General features: G+C 63.2%; 18 protein-coding genes and 3 pseudogenes. 14 read left to right on the forward strand and 7 right to left on the reverse strand.

Features of this window, described 5'->3' with window-relative positions; translation table 11 throughout:
- Positions 1-31: 31 nt before the first annotated feature.
- From ppk2 to QNO18_RS14865, 3 genes are all read left to right on the forward strand, one after another.
- A complete protein-coding gene (gene ppk2, locus QNO18_RS14855; RefSeq protein ID WP_283178296.1) occupies positions 32-940 on the forward strand; it encodes a polyphosphate kinase 2 in 909 nt (302 codons plus the stop codon).
- Between the two features lie 243 nt (positions 941-1,183).
- Positions 1,184-1,561 carry a DUF1428 domain-containing protein gene (locus tag QNO18_RS14860; protein WP_283178297.1) on the forward strand — a complete coding sequence of 126 codons (378 nt, stop codon included), beginning with the start codon at positions 1,184-1,186 and terminating at the stop codon, positions 1,559-1,561.
- 11 nt (positions 1,562-1,572) lie between these two features.
- Entirely contained in the window at positions 1,573-2,328 is a 756-nt protein-coding gene (locus QNO18_RS14865) for a VOC family protein (protein WP_283178298.1), read from the forward strand.
- Between the two features lie 4 nt (positions 2,329-2,332).
- On the opposite strand, the pseudogene QNO18_RS14870 reads toward QNO18_RS14865, so the two are convergent.
- The 5 genes and pseudogenes from QNO18_RS14870 to QNO18_RS14890 all read right to left on the reverse strand — a co-directional run.
- A pseudogene (locus QNO18_RS14870) lies at positions 2,333-2,905 on the reverse strand (transposase); the annotation flags it as partial.
- A gap of 271 nt (positions 2,906-3,176) precedes the next feature.
- Entirely contained in the window at positions 3,177-3,632 is a 456-nt protein-coding gene (locus tag QNO18_RS14875; RefSeq protein WP_283178299.1) for a transposase, read from the reverse strand.
- A 503-nt stretch (positions 3,633-4,135) separates the two neighbouring features.
- Positions 4,136-4,416 (reverse strand): annotated as a pseudogene (locus QNO18_RS14880) (transposase); the annotation flags it as partial.
- A gap of 338 nt (positions 4,417-4,754) precedes the next feature.
- Positions 4,755-6,743 carry an OmpA family protein gene (locus tag QNO18_RS14885; RefSeq protein ID WP_283178300.1) on the reverse strand — a complete coding sequence of 663 codons (1,989 nt, stop codon included), beginning with the start codon at positions 6,741-6,743 and terminating at the stop codon, positions 4,755-4,757.
- A 171-nt stretch (positions 6,744-6,914) separates the two neighbouring features.
- Positions 6,915-7,841 (reverse strand): LysR family transcriptional regulator, encoded by a 927-nt coding sequence (locus tag QNO18_RS14890; protein WP_283178301.1) that lies wholly within the window; start codon positions 7,839-7,841, stop codon positions 6,915-6,917.
- 94 nt (positions 7,842-7,935) lie between these two features.
- On the opposite strand from QNO18_RS14890, the pseudogene QNO18_RS14895 reads away from it, so the two are divergent.
- The 3 genes and pseudogenes from QNO18_RS14895 (at position 7,936) to QNO18_RS14905 (ending at position 10,422) form a co-directional block, all read left to right on the forward strand.
- A pseudogene (locus QNO18_RS14895) lies at positions 7,936-9,167 on the forward strand (acyl-CoA dehydrogenase).
- A gap of 320 nt (positions 9,168-9,487) precedes the next feature.
- Positions 9,488-9,886 (forward strand): hypothetical protein, encoded by a 399-nt coding sequence (locus QNO18_RS14900; RefSeq protein ID WP_283178302.1) that lies wholly within the window; start codon positions 9,488-9,490, stop codon positions 9,884-9,886.
- Between the two features lie 23 nt (positions 9,887-9,909).
- Entirely contained in the window at positions 9,910-10,422 is a 513-nt protein-coding gene (locus tag QNO18_RS14905; RefSeq protein ID WP_283178303.1) for a hypothetical protein, read from the forward strand.
- 67 nt (positions 10,423-10,489) lie between these two features.
- Here QNO18_RS14905 and QNO18_RS14910 read toward each other — a convergent pair whose 3' ends face one another.
- Together QNO18_RS14910 and QNO18_RS14915 are read right to left on the reverse strand one after the other, a co-directional pair.
- Positions 10,490-10,897, reverse strand: coding sequence for a lysozyme inhibitor LprI family protein (locus tag QNO18_RS14910; RefSeq protein WP_283178304.1), 408 nt, complete (start codon positions 10,895-10,897; stop codon positions 10,490-10,492).
- Positions 10,894-11,214: a GFA family protein gene (locus QNO18_RS14915; RefSeq protein WP_283178305.1), complete on the reverse strand. Its 321-nt coding sequence runs from the start codon at positions 11,212-11,214 to the stop codon at positions 10,894-10,896. Before QNO18_RS14915 ends, QNO18_RS14910 begins: the two co-directional genes overlap by 4 nt.
- A gap of 116 nt (positions 11,215-11,330) precedes the next feature.
- Here QNO18_RS14915 and pyrC point away from each other — a divergent pair, with 116 nt between their 5' ends.
- The 8 genes from pyrC to QNO18_RS14955 all read left to right on the forward strand — a co-directional run bounded on the left by pyrC (position 11,331) and on the right by QNO18_RS14955 (position 19,069).
- Positions 11,331-12,374 carry a dihydroorotase gene (gene pyrC, locus QNO18_RS14920; RefSeq protein ID WP_283178306.1) on the forward strand — a complete coding sequence of 348 codons (1,044 nt, stop codon included), beginning with the start codon at positions 11,331-11,333 and terminating at the stop codon, positions 12,372-12,374.
- Between the two features lie 102 nt (positions 12,375-12,476).
- Positions 12,477-13,154 (forward strand): orotate phosphoribosyltransferase, encoded by a 678-nt coding sequence (locus tag QNO18_RS14925; protein WP_092898310.1) that lies wholly within the window; start codon positions 12,477-12,479, stop codon positions 13,152-13,154.
- A gap of 264 nt (positions 13,155-13,418) precedes the next feature.
- Positions 13,419-14,924 (forward strand): replicative DNA helicase, encoded by a 1,506-nt coding sequence (locus QNO18_RS14930; protein ID WP_198835610.1) that lies wholly within the window; start codon positions 13,419-13,421, stop codon positions 14,922-14,924.
- A 177-nt stretch (positions 14,925-15,101) separates the two neighbouring features.
- Positions 15,102-16,151, forward strand: coding sequence for an alanine racemase (gene alr / locus QNO18_RS14935; RefSeq protein WP_283178307.1), 1,050 nt, complete (start codon positions 15,102-15,104; stop codon positions 16,149-16,151).
- Positions 16,152-16,156: 5 nt separating this feature from the next.
- Entirely contained in the window at positions 16,157-16,948 is a 792-nt protein-coding gene (locus QNO18_RS14940; RefSeq protein WP_283178308.1) for an ABC transporter permease, read from the forward strand.
- Positions 16,945-17,691, forward strand: a complete 747-nt coding sequence (locus QNO18_RS14945; protein ID WP_283178309.1) for an ATP-binding cassette domain-containing protein — start codon at positions 16,945-16,947, stop codon at positions 17,689-17,691. The genes QNO18_RS14940 and QNO18_RS14945 overlap by 4 nt, the downstream gene beginning before the upstream one ends.
- 7 nt (positions 17,692-17,698) lie before the next feature.
- Positions 17,699-18,076: a hypothetical protein gene (locus tag QNO18_RS14950; RefSeq protein WP_092898318.1), complete on the forward strand. Its 378-nt coding sequence runs from the start codon at positions 17,699-17,701 to the stop codon at positions 18,074-18,076.
- A gap of 156 nt (positions 18,077-18,232) precedes the next feature.
- Entirely contained in the window at positions 18,233-19,069 is an 837-nt protein-coding gene (locus QNO18_RS14955) for a DNA repair protein (RefSeq protein ID WP_283178310.1), read from the forward strand.
- Positions 19,070-19,155: the final 86 nt, after the last annotated feature.

Below are 19,155 nucleotides of genomic sequence, written 5' to 3' on the forward strand. Positions count from 1 at the left end.
TCCCGAACTCCCCTCACGCGCGACGGATGCCATGAACGAACAGACCCCGATGGACTGGCTGGAAGCCGAACTCTCGGATTCCTTCGATGAGGATTATGAGCTTGAGCTGGAAGATGCCGAGTTGTCCGAAGAAATCGCGAAGATCTACAAGAAACGCCACGGGCCGGGGATGGAGCGCAAGGATTACCTGCGCGCGCTGATCCGCCTTCAGGCCGAACTGATCCGACTGCAATCCTGGGTGCAATATCACAAGGAACGCGTGGTCGTGATCTTCGAGGGCCGCGATTCCGCCGGCAAGGGCGGCGCGATCAAGCGGATCACCCAGCGGCTGAACCCGCGCGTGGCGCGCACCGTGGCGCTTCCGGCGCCGTCGGACCGTGAAAAGACCCAATGGTATTTCCAGCGCTATGTGCCGCATCTGCCGGCGGGCGGTGAAATGGTGCTGTTTGACCGATCCTGGTACAACCGTGCCGGGGTCGAGCGGGTGATGGGCTTTGCCTCGGAAGACCAGGTGGAACAGTTCTTCCAGGACGTGCCGGAATTTGAACGGATGCTGGTGCGCTCGGGCATCAAAGTGGTGAAATACTGGTTCTCGATCACCGATGAAGAACAGCAGATGCGCTTTCTGATGCGGATCCATGATCCGATGAAACAATGGAAGCTTTCGCCGATGGATCTGCAAAGCCGCGTGCGGTGGGAGCAATATACCAAGGCGAAGGAAGAAATGCTGGCGCGCACCAATATCCCCGAGGCGCCCTGGTATATTGTCGAGGGCACCGACAAGAAACGCGCGCGGCTGAACTGCATCGACCATCTCCTCGGCCTCTTCCCCTATGAGGATGTGCCGCATGAGGACATCCAGCTGCCCGAACGCGTCTTCAACCCCGATTATGAACGCGCTGTCCTGCCGCCCGAACTCTACGTTCCGCTGAAATACTGAGGCATCTGTTGTTCCGGCGTCTTGCGACGCCGGAATGCCTCCGGCGGGGATATTTAAGGACCGAAAATGCTGGGACATGATGGGGAGCCGCTGAGCCGGGATGATCGGCTGGCGACCAGAGGCGCCCTGCGCGGCGGTCATTTCCCGCCGCTTCTGGCTGCTGTTCGATATTCCATTTGCCTTTCGGGAGGATCAGCCGGAGCATGGTCGGTGACCGCAACCTGAGATCCGGAGGAGCAGATCATGGCAAAGCAGTCTCCCGGCTATATTGATGGCTTTCTGATCCCGGTCCGCAATGAGGATCGCGAGACCTACCGCGCGCATGAGGCGAAATGGTGGGGCGCGTTCAGGGCGCTCGGGGCGCTGACGCTTGTGGCGGGCTGGGGCGATGACGTGCCGCCCGGAAAGCAGACCGACTTTTTGCGCGCTGTAGATCTGCAGGACGGCGAGAGCGTGGTGTTTTGCTGGATGACCTGGCCCGACAAGGCGACCCGTGACAAGGCCTATGCTGCCATGGAGGCGCGGTCAGAAAGCGATCCCGACATGAAGCCCGAAGCCATGCCCTTTGACGGCAAGCGCATGATCTATGGCGGCTTCGTGCCCCTTTTGGTCGAAGAATGAGGATCTGAGCCATGACATTGCAAGGAACCCCCTGCTGGTACGAGCTCTGCACCATGGATACCGGGGCGGCGCGCGGCTTTTATGGCCCGCTGCTGGGCTGGACCTTCCAGGATGCCGGAATGGAGGGGTTTGACTATGGCCTTGCCACCAAAGACGGGGCGATGATTGCCGGGCTGATGACGCCCGACAGCCCGATGCCGGAATTCTGGATGGTCTATTTCGCGGTTGACCACTGCGATCACGTGGTCGCCAAAGCCAAGGCGCTCGGGGCCAATGTGCATCGCGCGCCCGAGGACATCCCCGGCACCGGCCGTTTCGCGATTCTGGCCGATCCTCAGGGCGCCGCCTTTGGCCTGTTGCAGCCCGAAGACGGCACGCCGGGCCATGCCTTTGATCAGGCCAGAACCGGTCATGGCAACTGGCTTGAACTGCATTCTTCGGACCCCGAGGCCGGGTTCCAGTTCTACGCCGCCCTGTTTGGCTGGAGCGCGACCGATGCGATGGATATGGGGCCGGATGGCAAATACCAGCTTTTTGCCCATGATGGTCGTGATATCGGTGGAATGATGGGAATGCTGGGCGTGGAAGGCGCGCCGCCGCACTGGCTGCCCTATTTCGGGGTGCCCGGGATTGATGCGGCAACGGCCGGGGTCACTTCGCTGGGGGGCAAGGTGCTTCATGGCCCTGTCGAAGTGCCGGGCGGTGCCTGGATCACTATGGCAAGCGACCCGCGCGGGGCGGGTTTTGCAGTGGTCGGGCCGCGATGAGGCGTTAGCTCTGCCCTGGCACCGCCTTGGCGGCATAGTTCCACGGCAGGAGATCTTCGACCCGACCTCTGCTTTTGGCGATTGACGATCGCGGTGAGCGTGCCGGCCTGCGAGGCGTATGGATCGACGCCGTTCCTCTTACAGGTGTCGGTCAGCGAGACGCTGACCACCCGGTTTTCGGCGCCGGAGTCGTGACCGGCGAAGTGGGCGTTTTGCGGTGCAGGGCGATGGGGCGGATAGCGCCTTCGAAAGAATTGCTGTCACTCCCTACGCGGCCGTCCTACGCGGCCGTCGGTCAGGAAGCGCCCCCGGCCGTCACGGCACCTGGCGATAGAGGCCAGTGCCACACCGAGGGGCGTTGTGGCAAAAGCGCGGGCGAGGTAATGGCGCAGCCCTGCTTCAGGACGGAGCAGGATCGGGGCGGTGGATCCTGGCGTGCGGTACGGCGGGTGGGGGGATCGCAGCCGCAGTTCGCAGTCTTAATACGGCGCAGAGGTCGCGGATGAGGAGGACATCTTCCTCGGCAATCGGCTCGGGTGCGTGTGAACTAAATCAGCTTTCGCCGGGGCTGGGCCCATGTTCAGATGCCTCAATGAATGTAAGTGATCTTTGATGCCAGAGCATGTGATCGCTTGCCTCGGTGTCTCAGGCCTTCAGATGTGGCTTCAAGTCTCACCGGTCGGCATGGATAGACGCGGGTCTGGTCTAAATCAACAATCAAAACTGTCCGGCTCTCTGGGGAGATGAGGTTAACGGATCCGGATCTTTACGATCATTTACCCTTAGTTTTTATCGATCTTCTCACTGTCTCTGAAGCCCCTTGGCCACTTCCGGCGCCTATGTTATTGCTAGGGGTGCATCACAGGGTTCCGGAAATCCTGCTGCCGCGTCAGCCTGACCCGAGCAGCTCTGGCCATTTTACTGGCGGGCGCTCTGCCGCCCAACAGTTCGGGTTTTCTCTCAAACATGGCCATGAGCCATTTGGTTGTTGTTTTCCTGTATCGCATGGCGGCAGTCACATCGGCCATCTCGCTGATGATCCGCAGCCGTCGAATGTCACGCTGTCCCATGTGCGATATGCGGCCCATGACCTGTTTGCCGCCGGACGACTGCTGTCGAGGCATCATGCCAAAACATGCTGCAAAGTCGCGGCCGCACCGAAAACACTGAGTGTTCGGTGCCAGGGTTTCGATCGCCATGGCAGTGATAGGCCCGATTCCTGCCATTGTCTTAAAACGACGCGCTACGTCCGATTGGTCCGAAACTGATTTCAAACGATGTTCGAAGCCTTCGATCCAGGTCACCAGCTGCTAGATCTGTTCGCGACAGTGGGCTCCTAATCCTCTGATATCCCGAGCCAGGCCCGGGCTTTCATCGCTCGGTGCGTCCTGGAGACACTTCGGATGGTCTGGTGAGGTCGCTGCGACAATGCCGAACACCGCAACATGCGCGCAGGCCACTGATCAGATGTGTGTGCTGGCCGATGATCCATTCGCATGTGCAGAATACCACGGCACGAGTCTGCTGCTCCTGCGTTTTGACCGAAACGGAGCGCAGTGTCGGTCGAGAGGCCGCCGCCACAATGGCATGCGTCATGGGCGTCGTTCCTCTGCCCATTCGCGAACGGGTTCAAATAGATCTGCCCTCTTTTTTCTATCTCGCGAGCCCGGCCATCGGCTGTTGCACAAGGCTCCTTCGCGACAGAGCATTCCGGCTGTTGGGCCAAAAAATGTAAGAGTTGCGAAGGAGATAGCTTTTTGGGTAAGCAACCGATCCGTCCGCGCGTGCATCCGCGCGTCATGGAAGGGGCGCAGGTCGGGCTCTCGGGCTCAATCACTTCTTTGATGCGCGGGCTGAGGCATTGGCGTGGATCGCGGCCATGGCCGGTTCCAGATCTTCGGGAGACAGTTCGAACTGGTCGGGATCGCTCTTCTCCGTCCGACGCCCAAAGGCCGCCCTCCTGAAGGCCGCGACCAGGTTTTCCAAGCGCTCGTTCCGTTCTTCCTTGCGAAGGTTGCGCGCCTCCCTGGCGATCAGCATCGCCTTAAGCGCAGTAATTTCTTCGGGCAGATCAGCGGTCTTCGGCATGGCGCGGGTTCAATCATAGCGGCACTGCCGATGCCCGCCGAAGGCACCGGCCGGGTCATCCTGCCGCAGCCTGCACCGTTCACTTAACGGCTTCGAGAGCCGTGGTCCCGATGGCCTCCCCCTCACACTGTCCATGTAAATCTCCTCAAAGAACGGATTCGCAACGTAGAGATTCAGCCGGAAGACAGGCGCAGAACAGCGTTTACGGTGAGACAGATTTCCAAATCCCTTTTGCGGATCGGATGTAACAAAGACCAAAGCCGCGCTTTCTGTGCGGCTTTGTCATTCAGATCAGGTCTTTATCAGGGCAAGTCAGACCTTTGACCTGCTCGGGCGCCTCAGCCCGCATTGCGCAGCAGCGGTGTGATCAGCCGCACGAGAACCCGGCGATTTGCGCGCTCTGCCGCTTCGGTCCGGATCTTCAGCTCGGCCTCGCCATAGCCCTGCACCACGAGGTTTTCCGGCGGAACGCCGAAATATTCCGTCAGTGCCAGCGCGAGGCTCTCTGCCCGCCGGTCCGACAACAGCAGATTAGAGCTCGCCGAGCCCACTGCGTCGGTATGACCTTCGATCAGGAAGACATGGCCCGGGTTCGATGCCAGCAACTGCTGCATCAGCCGGCCAAGATCGGCAAGCTTCTTCGCCTCGGTCGCATTGATCACCGATGAGCCGGTGTCAAAGGTAATGCTGTCCACCTCGACCGTGGCCGCCAGGGCCCGCACCTGGGGAATGTCACGCACCTGGCGCAGACTGAATTTGCGGCCAAGGCCTTCAACCTCCAGCGCTGCCATTTCCGCCTTCAGCGCCGCGTTCTGGTCCGAGGTCGAGATCACGACCCGGTCCGGGCGCGGCTTGGGCAGCTGCGTCACGATGATCGGCTGTTCCGGCTCCAGATCGTTGATCAGAAGCATCTCCTGGCCATATTGATCATAGGCGGCACGGCGCAGCACCCTGCCCGACGCGTCGCGGATCGTCACCACCTGGGTGCCATCGGCGCGGCTGACCACCGTGCGGGTCGAGCCGTCATTAAAGCTCTCGGTCTGGGTGCGCACGCCGGGACGGCGCAGCACGGCATCGTCATCCTTATAGACCACGTAAGAGCCATCCGCATTCTCGACCACCACCCGGTCGCCGGAATTGCTGACAACGCGGCGTTCATCCTTCTTGCCGCCATTTATGATCGTGCCTACCGCCAGGGCGCCCAGCGCCAGCAACCCGACTTTCTCGAGGTCAGAGAGGCCGGATTTCTTGCCTTTGCCGACCGCGACCGGGGCCGCGGCAAATTCATTGACCGAAGTCCGGGTATTGGCCTCGGTGATGATCGTATCAATCACCGAAACCGGTGCAACACCCGTCCCCGTCGTGGCCCCTTCCCCTGCGCCCGTCGTACCAGTCGCGGTCTCCGTACCTGTTGCCACGCCGGGGACATCGACCCCGCCCGGGACGCCTTCAAGGAAGGAGGCCGCCGCGACGGCGGGCACCGCGAGGACTGTCGCATCCGCGACCGTGCCGGCCCCGGCTTCCGCATCGGTACCCTCACCCGCATCGGCCTGTGCGTCCGGCATTCCAAGAATATCCGCGAGGCTGCTGACCGCCTTCTCTTCCGGCACCGGGGCGTCGATCGCATTGGCGAGGGCTTCGGGCGAGACTTCTGCCGCACCGGCTTCGGTCGGCTCAATCGCATCCGCAACATCCGCCGGCACAGCAGGTTCAGCCGTTTCGCTATCCGAGGTCGCAGCTTCCGATGCTTCGGCTTTCGCTGCCGCAGCGCTGGCGGCTGCGGCTTCGGCCGCTGCCTTGGCTTCCGCCGCCGCCTGAGCTTCCGCCGCTGCCTGAGCCTCCGCTGCCGCCTGAGCTTCCGCCGCTGCCTGAGCCTCCGCTGCCGCCTGAGCTTCCGCCGCTGCCTGAGCCTCCGCTGCCGCCTGAGCTTCCGCCGCTGCCTGAGCTTCCGCCGCTGCCTGAGCCTCCGCTGCCGCCTGAGCCTCCGCCGCTGCCTGAGCCTCCGCTGCTGTCTGAGCTTCCGCCGCTGCCTGAGCTTCCGCTGCCGCCTGAGCCTCCGCTGCTGCCTGAGCTTCCGCCGCTGCCTGAGCTTCCGCCGCTGCCTGAGCTTCCGCCGCTGCCTGCGCCTCCGCTGCCGCCTGAGCTTCCGCCGCTGCCTGAGCCTCCGCTGCTGCCTGAGCCTCCGCTGCTGCCTGAGCTTCCGCTGCGGCCTGAGCTTCTATCTCAGCCTGTGTCTCTGTCTCATTTTCCTGCGCATAGACCGGCAGCGTATGAAACGAGCTCAGCGCGACCGAGAGTGCGGTCGAGGAGATGAGTAATTTGCGCATTGGTCTTCCTCTGAGATCCTGGCCGTGATGCTGACGCCGCGTCCCGGGGTGTTTGCGGGCCTTTTTGCCGGCGCAAGATCCGGGAATCGCGGTGTCTTCAGCCCCTGACCCTGCACCGGACAGGGCGTGCTATGCGATAGCAACGCAGATCCCGGAGCGGGGTTCCGCCTGTCATCGGATATCAGTCGCCCCGGCAACGGCTCCCGGCCCCTCTCCCGCGCCGCCCCCCGCAGCCAGCCAGCGGCGAAACGAGGTGAGCGGCGCGCGTTCCGGGCGCGTGGCGGGCCAGACGAGGTAATAGGCGCCCGAGGCCGCGACCGCGCCACCCCAGGCTGGCACAAGCCGCCCGGAGGCGAGATCCCCCGCCGCAAGAAAGGTCGGCAACAGCGCCACCCCCATGCCATGCACGGCCGCCTGGGCCATGGTGGCGAACTGGTCGAACAGCATCGCGGGCGGGCGCTGACCCGGCAGATCATGGCTGGCGAACCAGCGCCCCCAGTCGCCCATCCGGCTTTCCAGCTGCAAAAGCGGCAGCGCCAGCAGATCCGCCGCCCCGGTCAGCGGGCGTGTGAGCAGCGCAGGCGCCGCAAGCGCAATAACCTCTTCTTCCATGAGTTTCATGTAAGTGACCCCGGGCCAGTCCTCGCGGCCATAGTGGATGGCGGCATCGAAAGAGGTGCCGTCGAAATCAAAGGGCCGGAGCCGGGTCGAGAGGTTCACTGTCACCTCCGGATGCCCCGCCGCAAACCCCGCGAGGCGCGGCGCCAGCCAATGCATGCCAAAGGCCGGCAGGATCGACAGATGCAGCGTGCCGCCCGATGGGTTTGCCCGGAGCGCCAGCGAGGCATCTGACAGCAATTTCATAGCTTTGCGCACCTCTGCCACATAATCTCGCGCGGCCGGTGTCAGAACCAGCCGCTGACGTTCGCGCGCGACAAGGGGGGCGCCCAGCTGCCCTTCAAGCAGCTGGATCTGCCGCGAGACCGCGCCCTGGGTCAACGACAGCTCTGCCGCCGCCGCCGAGGCGGTGCCGAGCCGCTCCAGCGCCTCTAGCGCGGTAAGCGACGCGATGGACGGCAGATAGCGACGCGGCAGCATATGAGTTTTCCTCATGATCCGGTGACAGAGTTTCGATACCCTGGCCGCGCCCTTCCATGCAATATGGCGGCAGATGATTCCGGAGGATCACCCCATGTCAGATGCCAGCAGCACCCGCCCGAAACTGAAAGCCAAGGACGCCCCCGACCTTTCGCGCTTTGACTGGGAGGATCCCTTCCGCCTGGAAGACCAGCTTTCGGAGGAAGAACGCGCCATTCGCGATGCGGCGCGCGCCTATGCCGAAGGCAAGCTGCAGCCCCGCGTGATTGAAGCCTTCCGCAATGAGGAAACCGACCCGTCGATCTTCCGCGAGATGGGCGGGATGGGGCTTCTGGGTGTGACCATCCCCGAGGAATATGGCGGGCTTGGCGCCTCTTACGTATCCTATGGTCTGGTCGCGCGCGAAGTCGAGCGCGTCGACAGCGGCTATCGTTCGATGATGTCAGTGCAGTCGAGCCTCGTCATGTACCGATCTACGCTTACGGGTCGGAAGAGCAGCGCCGGAAATATCTGCCGAAACTGGCCTCGGGTGAATGGATCGGCTGTTTCGGCCTGACCGAACCCGATGCCGGGTCTGACCCCGCAGGGATGAAGACCACCGCGAAGAAAACCGCGAATGGCTATGTCCTCAACGGGTCCAAAATGTGGATCTCGAACGCGCCGATCGCTGATGTTTTCGTGGTCTGGGCGAAATCCGAAGCGCATGGCGGCAAGATCCGCGGCTTCGTGCTCGACAAAGGCAGCAAAGGCCTGACGGCGCCGAAAGTCGGCGGCAAGATCAGCCTTCGCGCCTCGATCACCGGCGAGATCGTGATGGATCAGGTCGAGGTCGGCGAGGATGCGCTGCTGCCGCATGTCGAAGGTCTGAAAGGGCCATTCGGCTGCCTTAACCGCGCGCGCTACGGCATTTCCTGGGGCGTGCTGGGGGCTGCGGAATTCTGCCTCCATGCCTCGCGCCAATATGGGCTGGACCGCAAGCAATTCGGCAAACCCCTTGCCCAGACGCAGCTTTACCAGCTGAAACTGGCGAATATGCTGACGCAGATCAGCCTTGGCCTTCAGGCCAGCCTTCGCGTCGGACGGCTCCTGGATGAGGCCAATGCTGCGCCCGAGATGATCTCGCTGATCAAGCGCAACAATTGCGGCATCGCGCTGGAGGCCGCCCGCCACGCCCGCGACATGCATGGCGGCAATGGCATTTCCGAGGAATTCCAGGTCATCCGCCATATGGTGAACCTTGAAACCGTCAATACATATGAGGGCACGCATGACATCCATGCGCTGATCCTTGGCCGCGCCATCACTGGACTGCAGGCGTTTTTCTGATCCCGGCGCTGCCGCGTCGGTGACATCAAAGGGCGGATCCTGATGGATCTGCCCTTTTCATTTGCCTTTTCCGGCGCGACAGGACCTGCCCTGCGACCTGCGCGCCACATTGCGCATCCGTCCGACAACAGATTGTTCACGAATGCAGAGTTCACATTCCGGCGTGATCCCTTGCAGCAACCGTACCGACTGCCGATACTGGACAGCACGTGGTTCGCTGTGATGCCTGCGGCGTCGCAAGGGCCTGACCCTTCGCCAGACCTGAGCCAGATATCCCGGCCAGACCGGACAAAACACAGTTTAATGCTACAGGAGTGACGATGTCCTTCCCCGACAGTGCCGACAACCTTCCGGCACATCCCGGCACTGAATGGCTGGCTGCGATGGAAAGCGTCGCCGACGAGGATGGCTATCTTGACCCGCTTGGCCCGAACCACTGGGCGTTTTTTGCCGAAACCGGCACGACATTACTGGTCACCTTTGAGCGTGCCGAACAGATCGAGGCCAATGACGGCAATATGCCCGCGGCATGGGATCTCGCGAAACGCAATGGCTGGTCGCTGCTGTGTCTGATCGCGCGCGGCGAGACCTTCTGGCGCGCGCCCGAGGTCTGGGGCTATTTCGACCGCCTCGTCGATGACGCCTTTTTTGACGATTTCGACCAGGTGCTGTTTTACGGCTCGGGCCCGCAGGCTATGCCGCCGCCTCTTATGTCGTAGCGGCCCCCGGGGCCCGGGCGCTTTTGCTGGCGCCGCGCGCCACGCTCGCGCCCGCCATCGCCGGCTGGGACCGCCGTCACCTGGCACAGCGGCGGCTCGATTTCTCCAGCCGCTACGGCTACGCCCCCGACATGACCGAGGGCGCCGACCATGTCTGGCTGATCCATGACCCGCTTTCGCCCGGCGATAACGCCCATGCGGCGCTGTTCCGGCGCAATTGGACAACTATGCTGCACACCCGCTGGGGCGGCGAGCAGCCCGAGCGCAGCATGCCCGCCGGCGTCCTTGATCAGGTGATCCAGGCGGCGATGGCCGGCACCCTGACCCCTGCCGGTTTCGCCGCCCTGTGGCGCGCGCGCCGCCGGTCGCCGGCCTGGGTGCGCTCCCTCCTGACCGCCATTTCGGCCAAGGGCAATCGTCAGCGTCAGATCCGCGTGTTGCGTCAGGTGCTGTCCGAACAGCAGATCCCGCGATTCGAGCGGCGCCTCGCCGCGCTCCTCGCACAGAACGAGCCAGAGGGCACGGCCGAAGACTGAACCACAGACCTCAGAACGGGCAGCTCAGACCGGGCCACCGCATACCCCGGACCACTGCCAAACCCGGTCAGTGCTCGCCATATTCGATCAGCCCTTCGAGGTCTTCGGTCCTCGCCTCGGTCAGCCGCGCCTTGCAGCCATAGACGAGCAGCGGCTCTGCACTGCCGCCGCGCATCGCGTAGCCCTCGGCGGAACAGGCGGCATCGCGATAGGTGATCCAGGCGCGCTGCGCCGCGCGCAGCTCCGCCGGACCGCCCTTCAGCGCCGCAGGCAGATCCGCGTCCCACGCCTGCAACAGCGTCATCGCCTCTTTATAGCGCTGGTTCAGCAGCTCATCCGCCGCCTGCCATTCCGCAGCGGCGCATTCGTTCAGATCCGCCTGCACCATGGCATTCGCGCAATCGGCATCCTGCGCCGCCGCCTGCCCGGCCTGCCCCGCCAGAGCCATCAGAACAATCAGTGCAAATCGTGTCATCGTGAAGCTCCATCCACCAGTTTCGCCCGCGCCGCCAGCGCATGGCCATCTACCCCGTCGAGGCAGCGCGCATTGACCGCCACAATCTCGCTGCCATCCGGCATCGCGCCGAGGGAATAGCTCTGCACCCCGCAGGTCTTACAAAAGTAATGCCGGATGACATGATCATGGAAAAGATATTCCGTGCTGGCACCGGCGCCCTTTTCCAGCGTGAATCCGGCCGCCGAAGCGAACACCAGCACCGCCCCGATCCGGCTGCATCGCGAGCAATTGCAGATCACCGGCGCCTCCAGCGAGACGTCGACACTGTAGCGCACAGCTCCACACTGACATCCGCCCCTATGGCTGGCCATCGGATTCTCTCCTTTACGATCCGTCCCGATCCTGGCGGAAGTCTCTGGCAAAGACACGCGGTTTCGGCTAGCTGCGGGGTATGGAAAACAGCTTTGAGATCCGCCGCCCCGATGACTGGCATCTGCATCTGCGCGATGGCGCGATGCTGGAAGGCGTATTGCCCGAATCTGCGCGCGATTTTGCCCGCGCGATCATCATGCCCAACCTGGTGCCGCCGGTTGTGACCGCGAAAGACGCGCGCGCTTACCGCGACCGCATTCTGAGCGCCCTGCCCGAAGGCATGGCGTTCGAGCCGCTGATGACCCTTTACCTGACCGAGGAAACCGACCCCGCCGATGTGGCGCAGGCGGCGGCTTCGGGGCTGATCAAGGCGGTCAAGCTCTACCCTGCGGGTGCCACGACCAATTCTCACTCCGGCGTGCGGAATTTCGATAAGGTCATGCCAGTGCTTGAGAAAATGGCCGGGATCGGCCTGCCGCTCTGCACCCATGGCGAGGTGACGACGGCCGAGGTCGATATCTTCGACCGCGAGGCGGCATTCATCGACACGGTGCTCGATCCGCTGCGCAGGCGCCTGCCCGGGCTGCGGGTGGTGATGGAACATATCACCACCGAAGAAGGTGTCGCCTATGCGGCAGAGGGCGGAGAGACGCTGGCGGCGACGATCACCACGCATCACCTGATCATCAATCGCAACCATATCCTCGTGGGCGGCATCAAACCGCATTACTATTGCCTGCCGGTCGCCAAGCGCGAGAAACACCGCCAGGCTTTGCGCCGCGCCGCCACTTCGGGCAGCCCGCGCTATTTCCTTGGCACCGATTCCGCGCCACATACCGACGCGCTGAAAGAACATGCCTGCGGCTGCGCCGGCTGCTTCACCGCGACGAATACGATGCCGCTCCTGGCGCATGTCTTCGAAGAAGAAAACGCGCTCGACCGGCTCGAGGCCTTCACCTCGCTGAATGGCCCCGCCTTTTACCGGCTGCCGGTCAATGAGGCGAAACTGCGCCTCGTCAAAGGCGCAGCGCCCACCGCTTTCCCGGAAAAAATCGAGACCGGCGCTGGCCCGGTCACCGTCTTCAACCCCGGCTTTCCCGTCCTTTGGTCGGTCGAAAGCTGATTTCCTCTTGACTTAAATACTCCCGCCGGAGGCGCCTTTCGCCAGCCGGGGAAGCCTCCGGCGGGTGTATTTTCTCAAGAGGACACTGCAAAGGAGCACTGAATGATCCCCGCTGCCTTCCCCTCGAAAGAAGAGATCGCCCGTCTGACCGCCCGCGCCTTCCTTGAGATTGGCGCGGTGCATTTCAACGCGCGCGAACCTTTCACGCTGGCCTCTGGTCTGCCGTCGCCGACCTATATCGATTGCCGCAAGCTGATCTCCTATCCGCGCATCCGCTCGATGCTGATGGATTTCATGGCGGTGACCGTGATGCGCGAGGCCGGGTTCGAGGCCTTCGACAATATCGCAGGCGGCGAGACGGCGGGTATCCCCTTCGCGGCACTGGTGGCCGAGCGGCTCGCCTTGCCGATGACCTATGTGCGCAAGAAGCCGAAAGGCTATGGCCGCAATGCCCGGATTGAAGGCACCATGACCGAGGGGCAGCGCGTGCTGCTGGTCGAAGATCTGACCACCGATGGCGGCTCGAAACTCAGTTTTGTCGATGCAATCCGCGAGACAGGTGCCACCTGTAACCATACGACCGTGATCTTCTATTACGGCATTTTCAAAGAGACCGAGGCGCGGCTGGCCGAACATGGCGTAAGCCTGTCCTGGCTCTGCACCTGGTGGGATATGCTGGCCGAGGCGAAAGCTCAGGGCTCCTTCGACCAGGAAACGCTGGAGGGTGTCGAAGACTTCCTCAACGACCCGCGTGGCTGGCAGGCGGCCCGCGCGAAGTAGAGCGGGAAACCGCCGGGCTGGCCGGGAACCCGGATAATCTTTCGGTATTCCGCCCCCTCGGCCCCGCCGAGGCCCGCATACGAATCGCGAAACCCGTCTTTCCTCCAGACAGGATACGCAAGATATGGTATGCTCAGGCTCAGATACCCCAGGCCACTCTGCCAGAGCCGGCTTATCCTGTCACTTTTCCACAGACCTGTGCAGCGGTTGCTCTGACGCGCCCTGACAGGCTAAAGCTGATCCCTTAATGGGGCGCAGGTGATCATGAACGAAGTCGCGAAAATCCGCAGCGATCTGCCGGCGCCGGCCGTGACCGAGGCGCTGCCGCAGAATATCGAGGCCGAGCAGCAGCTGCTCGGCGCGATCCTCGTCAATAATGACATCTATGACCGCATCGCCAGTGTGGTGAAGACCGAGCATTTCTACGACCCGGTGCATCGCCGGATCTTTGATATCGCCGCCTCGCGGATCCAGAGGAATGCGTTGGCCTCTCCGGTGACCCTGAAGGCGTTTCTCGAAGAGGATGAGGGGCTGAAAGAGCTCGGCGGCGCCGCCTATCTGGTGCGTCTGGCGGGGGCTGCGATCTCGGCTTTTGCCGCCCGCGACTATGCGCAGATGATCTATGATCTGGCGGTGCGGCGTGAGCTGATCCAGCTGGGCAAAGACATCGCCGACCGCGCCGGCAAGGTCGATATCGACTCCGAGCCGCGCGCCCAGATCACCGAGGCCGAACAGAGGCTTTACAAACTGGGCGAGCAGGGCGTGGCCGAGCGCGGCTTTCAGAGCTTCCTCAAGGCCGCAACCGATGCGGTCAATGTGGCGAATGCCGCCTATCAGCGTGGCGGCGGTCTGGCAGGGATTTCGACCGGGCTGGTCGATCTCGACAAGAAGATGGGCGGGCTGCATGAGAGCGACCTGATCATCCTCGCCGGGCGCCCCTCGATGGGAAAAACCTCGCTTGCGACCAATATCGCCTTCAACGTGGCCAAGGCCTATAAGCGCGGCCGCAAGCCCGACGGGCATGAGGGGGCGGTCGAGGGCGGTGTGGTCGGCTTCTTCTCGCTCGAGATGTCGGCCGAGCAGTTGGCGGCGCGGATCCTCTCCGAGGCCTCCGAGGTGCCGTCGGAACAGATCCGGCGCGGCGATATGACCGAGCCCGAGTTCCGCCGCTTTGTCGATGCCGCGAAATCGCTGGAAAGCTGCCCGCTCTACATCGACGACACGCCGGCTTTGCCGATCAGCCAGGTCGCAGCGCGGGCGCGGCGGCTGAAGCGGACGCATGGGCTGGATGTGCTGATGATCGACTACCTGCAGCTTCTGAAGGGCTCGTCGAAAAGCTCAGAGGCGAACCGGGTGCAGGAGGTCTCCGAAATCACGCAAGGCCTGAAAGCCATCGCCAAAGAACTGAACGTGCCGGTGATCGCGCTGTCACAGCTGTCTCGCCAGGTGGAGAGCCGGGAAGACAAGCGGCCGCAGCTCTCTGATCTGCGCGAATCCGGCTCGATCGAGCAGGACGCGGATGTGGTGATGTTCGTCTATCGTGAGGAATATTACAAAGAACGCGAAAAGCCCGGCGATCATGAGCTGGAGAAAATGGCGGCCTGGCAGCAGATCATGGAACAATGCCATGGCAAGGCAGAAGTCATCCTCGGCAAGCAGCGCCACGGGCCGATCGGTTCGGTGGAACTGTCCTTTGAGGGCCGTTTCACCCGCTTTGGCAACCTCGCCCGACCCTGGGATGGCGGCGCCGGCCCGGATGGGGGCTTTTGATGGCTGAGGGCGCAGAGGGGGCTCTGCCCCCTCACCCCCGGGATATTTAAGGACAGATGAAAGACAATGCCGATTTCATCTGTCCTTAAATATCCCCGCCGGAGGCTCCCTGCCTGACCAGAGGCGCCGCGATTTCCCCCTTGACCCCAGATTTCCAGATGCCAGGAAGTTATCCTCATGGCCACATCGTCCCTCACCGTTGATCTCGACGCCATCGCCGCCAACTGGCGCGCGCTGGACCGTCTTTCCGCGCCCGAAGTGCAGACCGCTGCGGTGGTCAAAGCCGATGCTTACGGTCTGGGCGCCGGCAAGGTGGCGCGGGCTTTGGCCTGGGCCGGGGCGCGGCGCTTTTTTGTCGCAGCCGCCGAAGAAGGCGCGGCGGTGCGTCAGGCGCTTGGGCCCGGGCCGCAGATCAACATCCTTTCGGGCCATATGGCCGGCGACACTGAGATGCTCAATGATCTTGAGCTGACACCGATGCTCAACAGCCTTGAGCAGATCACCCGCCATCTGGAGGCGCTGCCGGGCCATCCGTTCGGGGTCCAGCTCGACAGCGGGATGAACCGGCTCGGCGTTGAGCCGGTGGAATGGCAGGCGGTGGCGCCGATCATCATCGAGGCCGGCCCGGCGATGCTGATGAGCCATCTCGCCTGTGCCGATGAGCCGGACCATCCCATGAACCAGGCGCAGCTGGAAGCCTTCCATGAGATGACCGATGGCACCGGCCTGCCGCGCAGCTTTGCCGCCACGGGGGGCATCCTGCTGGGGCCGAAATATCATTTCGACCTGACCCGCGCCGGGATCGGGCTTTATGGCGGGCGGCCGTTCGAAATGGCCGAGCGCGTTGTCACCCTGTCTTTGCCGGTGATCCAGACCCGCGATGTAATGCCCGGCGAAGCGGTTGGCTATGCCGCGTCATGGGAGCCGGAAGTGCCCTCGGTCATCGCCACGGTGGCTGCCGGCTATGCCGACGGCCTGCCGCGCACCCTTTCGAACAATGCGGTCTTGTGGGATGGCGACACGCCCTGCCCGCTGATCGGCCGGGTTTCGATGGATCTGATCACCGTCGATGTCACCCATCTGAAAGAGATCCCGAAAAGCCTCGATATTCTCGGGCCGCATCAGTCGGTGGATGATCTGGCCGATGCGGCCGGCACCATCGGCTATGAGATCCTCACCGGGCTCGGCAAGCGCTACAGCCGCCGTTATCTCGAGACGCGCGGGTGACGGGGATGCTGAACGGACGGCCAGCGGGTTTCCTGGCGGCACTCGGGCGGCCGGTGCTGGAGCTGCTTGCAGCGATCGGGCGGGTGGCGCTATTCGCGATGGTGGCGGTGAGCCATATCTTCCGGCCGCCGTTTTACTGGCGCGAATTCGGCCAGGCGGTGATGCAGATCGGCTGGTTCTCGCTGCCGGTTGTGGGCATGACCGCGATTTTCACCGGCGGCGCTCTGGCGCTTCAGATCTATGCCGGCGGCAACCGTTTCGGGGCCGAGGCCGTGGTGCCGCAAATCGTCGCCATCGGCATGGCGCGCGAGCTTGGCCCGGTCTTAGGCGGGCTGATGGTGGCGGCGCGGGTGGCCTCTTCTATTGCCGCCGAGATCGGGACGATGAAAGTCACCGAACAGATCGATGCGCTGACCACGCTTTCGACCGATCCGATGAAATATCTGACCGTGCCGCGCCTGCTGGCGGCGGTGCTGACGTTGCCGGTGCTGGTCGCGGTCGGCGATTCCATCGGGATCATGGGCGGCTGGCTTGTGGGGGTGACGCGGCTTGATTTCAACTCGGCCACCTATATCAGGAACACCGTCGATTTCCTGCAGGTCTGGGACATCGGCTCGGGCCTTGTGAAGGGCGCGGTCTTTGGCTTCATCGTGGCGCTGATGGGCTGCTGGCATGGGATGAATTCGGGGCGTGGCGCCCAGGGCGTGGGGGCGGCGACCAAATCTGCCGTTGTCTCGGCCTCGGTGCTGATCCTCGCCGCCAATTATCTGCTTACGGAGGCCTTCTTCTCGGCATGATAGAGCTCAGCGGCGTATATAAGGCCTTTGGCAGCAATCAGGTGCTGAACGGCGTCGATCTGAGCATCGCGCGCGGCGAGAGCATGGTGATCATCGGGGGCTCGGGCACCGGCAAATCGGTGATGCTGAAATCGGTGCTGGGGCTGGTGACGCCGGATCGCGGCACGATCACGCTTGACGGCCAGGATGTGGCGCGTCACGAGCGTGACGCCTTTCTGGCGCGGTTCGGGATGCTGTTCCAGGGCGCGGCTTTGTTCGATTCGATGCCGGTCTGGGAGAATGTCGCCTTCCGTCTGCTGCGCGGCAGCCTGAAACGCCCCAAACGCGAGGCACGGGAAATTGCGGTCGAGAAACTGCGCCGCGTGGGCCTCGGACCCCAGGTCGCCGACCTCTTCCCGGCCGAGCTCTCGGGCGGCATGCAAAAGCGCGTCGGCCTCGCCCGCGCCATTGCCGCCAATCCGGAGATCATCTTCTTCGATGAGCCGACCACTGGTCTCGACCCGATCATGTCGGGGGTGATCAATGAGCTGATCCGCGAGATCGTGCGTGAGATGGGCGCGACCGCAATGACAATCACCCATGACATGACCAGCGTGCGCGCCATTGCCGACAAGGTCGCGATGCTGCATGGAGGCATCGTACGCTGGACAGGGTCTGTCACTGAAATGGACCAGACATCAGACCCTTACGTGCAACAGTTCATTCATGGTCGCGCCGAAGGCCCGATCCCTTCCCTGCGCTGAGGCTGTGATGGAAAGCGACTTTCTCAACCGGCTCCTGACGCCGTCGCCAGTGATGCAATGGCTCTTGCTGCTTTTCCCGGCGGTGGTTCTGGTGGCCGGGCTGACGGGGATACGGCGGCGCCATAACGGCGCGTTCCGCCTGACGGGTCTTGCGCTGATCACGCTGGTCTGGCTGGCGCTGCCGCTGCATTTCGCCGATCCGTCGGGCCATGCTGTATCGGTGCTGGTCTCGACCCTGCTATGGGTCTCGGTGCTGGCCGCCTGGGGCGCCCATGTCTGGAACCGCTGGCCCAGCCCGGTCTGGGCACATGGCTGGGTGGTGTCACACCTGGTGACCATCGTGATCGCCTGTCTGGTGGCGCTGGTGCGCGCGCTGTCGCACTGAGCCAAGCACAACCACACCGCGCAGAACGTTGACAGGATGGAAACAGTCCCGGATTTCCACAGGATTCAGTTTCTCACTCACCCGTAAATTCTGGTTTTTCCTTGCAAATTTAAGATGTTCAGCCTTTGCCTGAAAAGGCCGTAACGGGGGTTGGGCATGTTTTCAGATGATCGCGCAGCTTTGCGCAGGGTTTTAGCTGCCGGCCAGGTCTGTGCCCATGCCGCGATTTTCGGGGCCTGCCTGATCCTTATAGGGGCCAGCCTTTTCGCAGCCCTCGGCTGGAGCGCCTGGCCGGAAGTCGCATTGTCGCTGGGTGGCGCGCCGGTTGCCAATGCAGGCATGTGGCTGCAGATCGGCCTGACCGCGCTGTTGGCAATGCTGGTCTTCTGGTTGCCCGCAAACAGCCGCATGGCGCGGCTCGAGGCCGGGCATCGCAGCTTTGCGATGGGCGTCTCAGATGTCGCCCGCGCCTATCGGATGTCGCATGAGACCGACCGCCGCGGGCTCTTCGGTCTGTCTGCGGAATTCGACTCGATCCGCGCGCGGATGGAAGAGCTGCGCCGACACCCCGATTTCGCCGGGCTGGAGCCGGAGCTGCTGCAGCTCGCGGCACAGATGAGCCATGAGACCCGCGCCCTGGCCCAGACCTACTCCGACGCAAAAGTGGCGCGGGCAAAAGGCTTCCTGGAACAGCGCCAGCAGGAAATCGATGCGCTGAACGAGCGGCTGCGGCTCGCGCGCGGCATCTGCGACGAAATGCGCCGCTGGCTTGCCGCTATTGAGGCCGAGGAACACCAGGCCCGGATCCAGCTGAAACGGCTTGAGGCCGATCTGCGCGAGATCCTGCCCGGGCTCGGCTATGCCGTCGATATCGAAGACCGCAACGAGCCCGAAGGCAATGTCGTTCCCCTGCCGAAACCCGGCGCCCTCCGGCCAGATCCCGCAGCCAGACGCCCCTGGCTGATTGAGGAAGCCTCCGGCGGGGATATTTAAGAGACAGATGAAATCAGGGCCGCGCAGTTCCTTTCATCTGTCTCTTAAATATCCCGGGGGGGACCGGCGGAGCCGGGCCGGGGGCA

Origin of the sequence: Gemmobacter sp. 24YEA27, assembly GCF_030052995.1 — a bacterium.
In the GTDB taxonomy this organism is placed as follows: Bacteria; Pseudomonadota; Alphaproteobacteria; order Rhodobacterales; family Rhodobacteraceae; genus Pseudogemmobacter.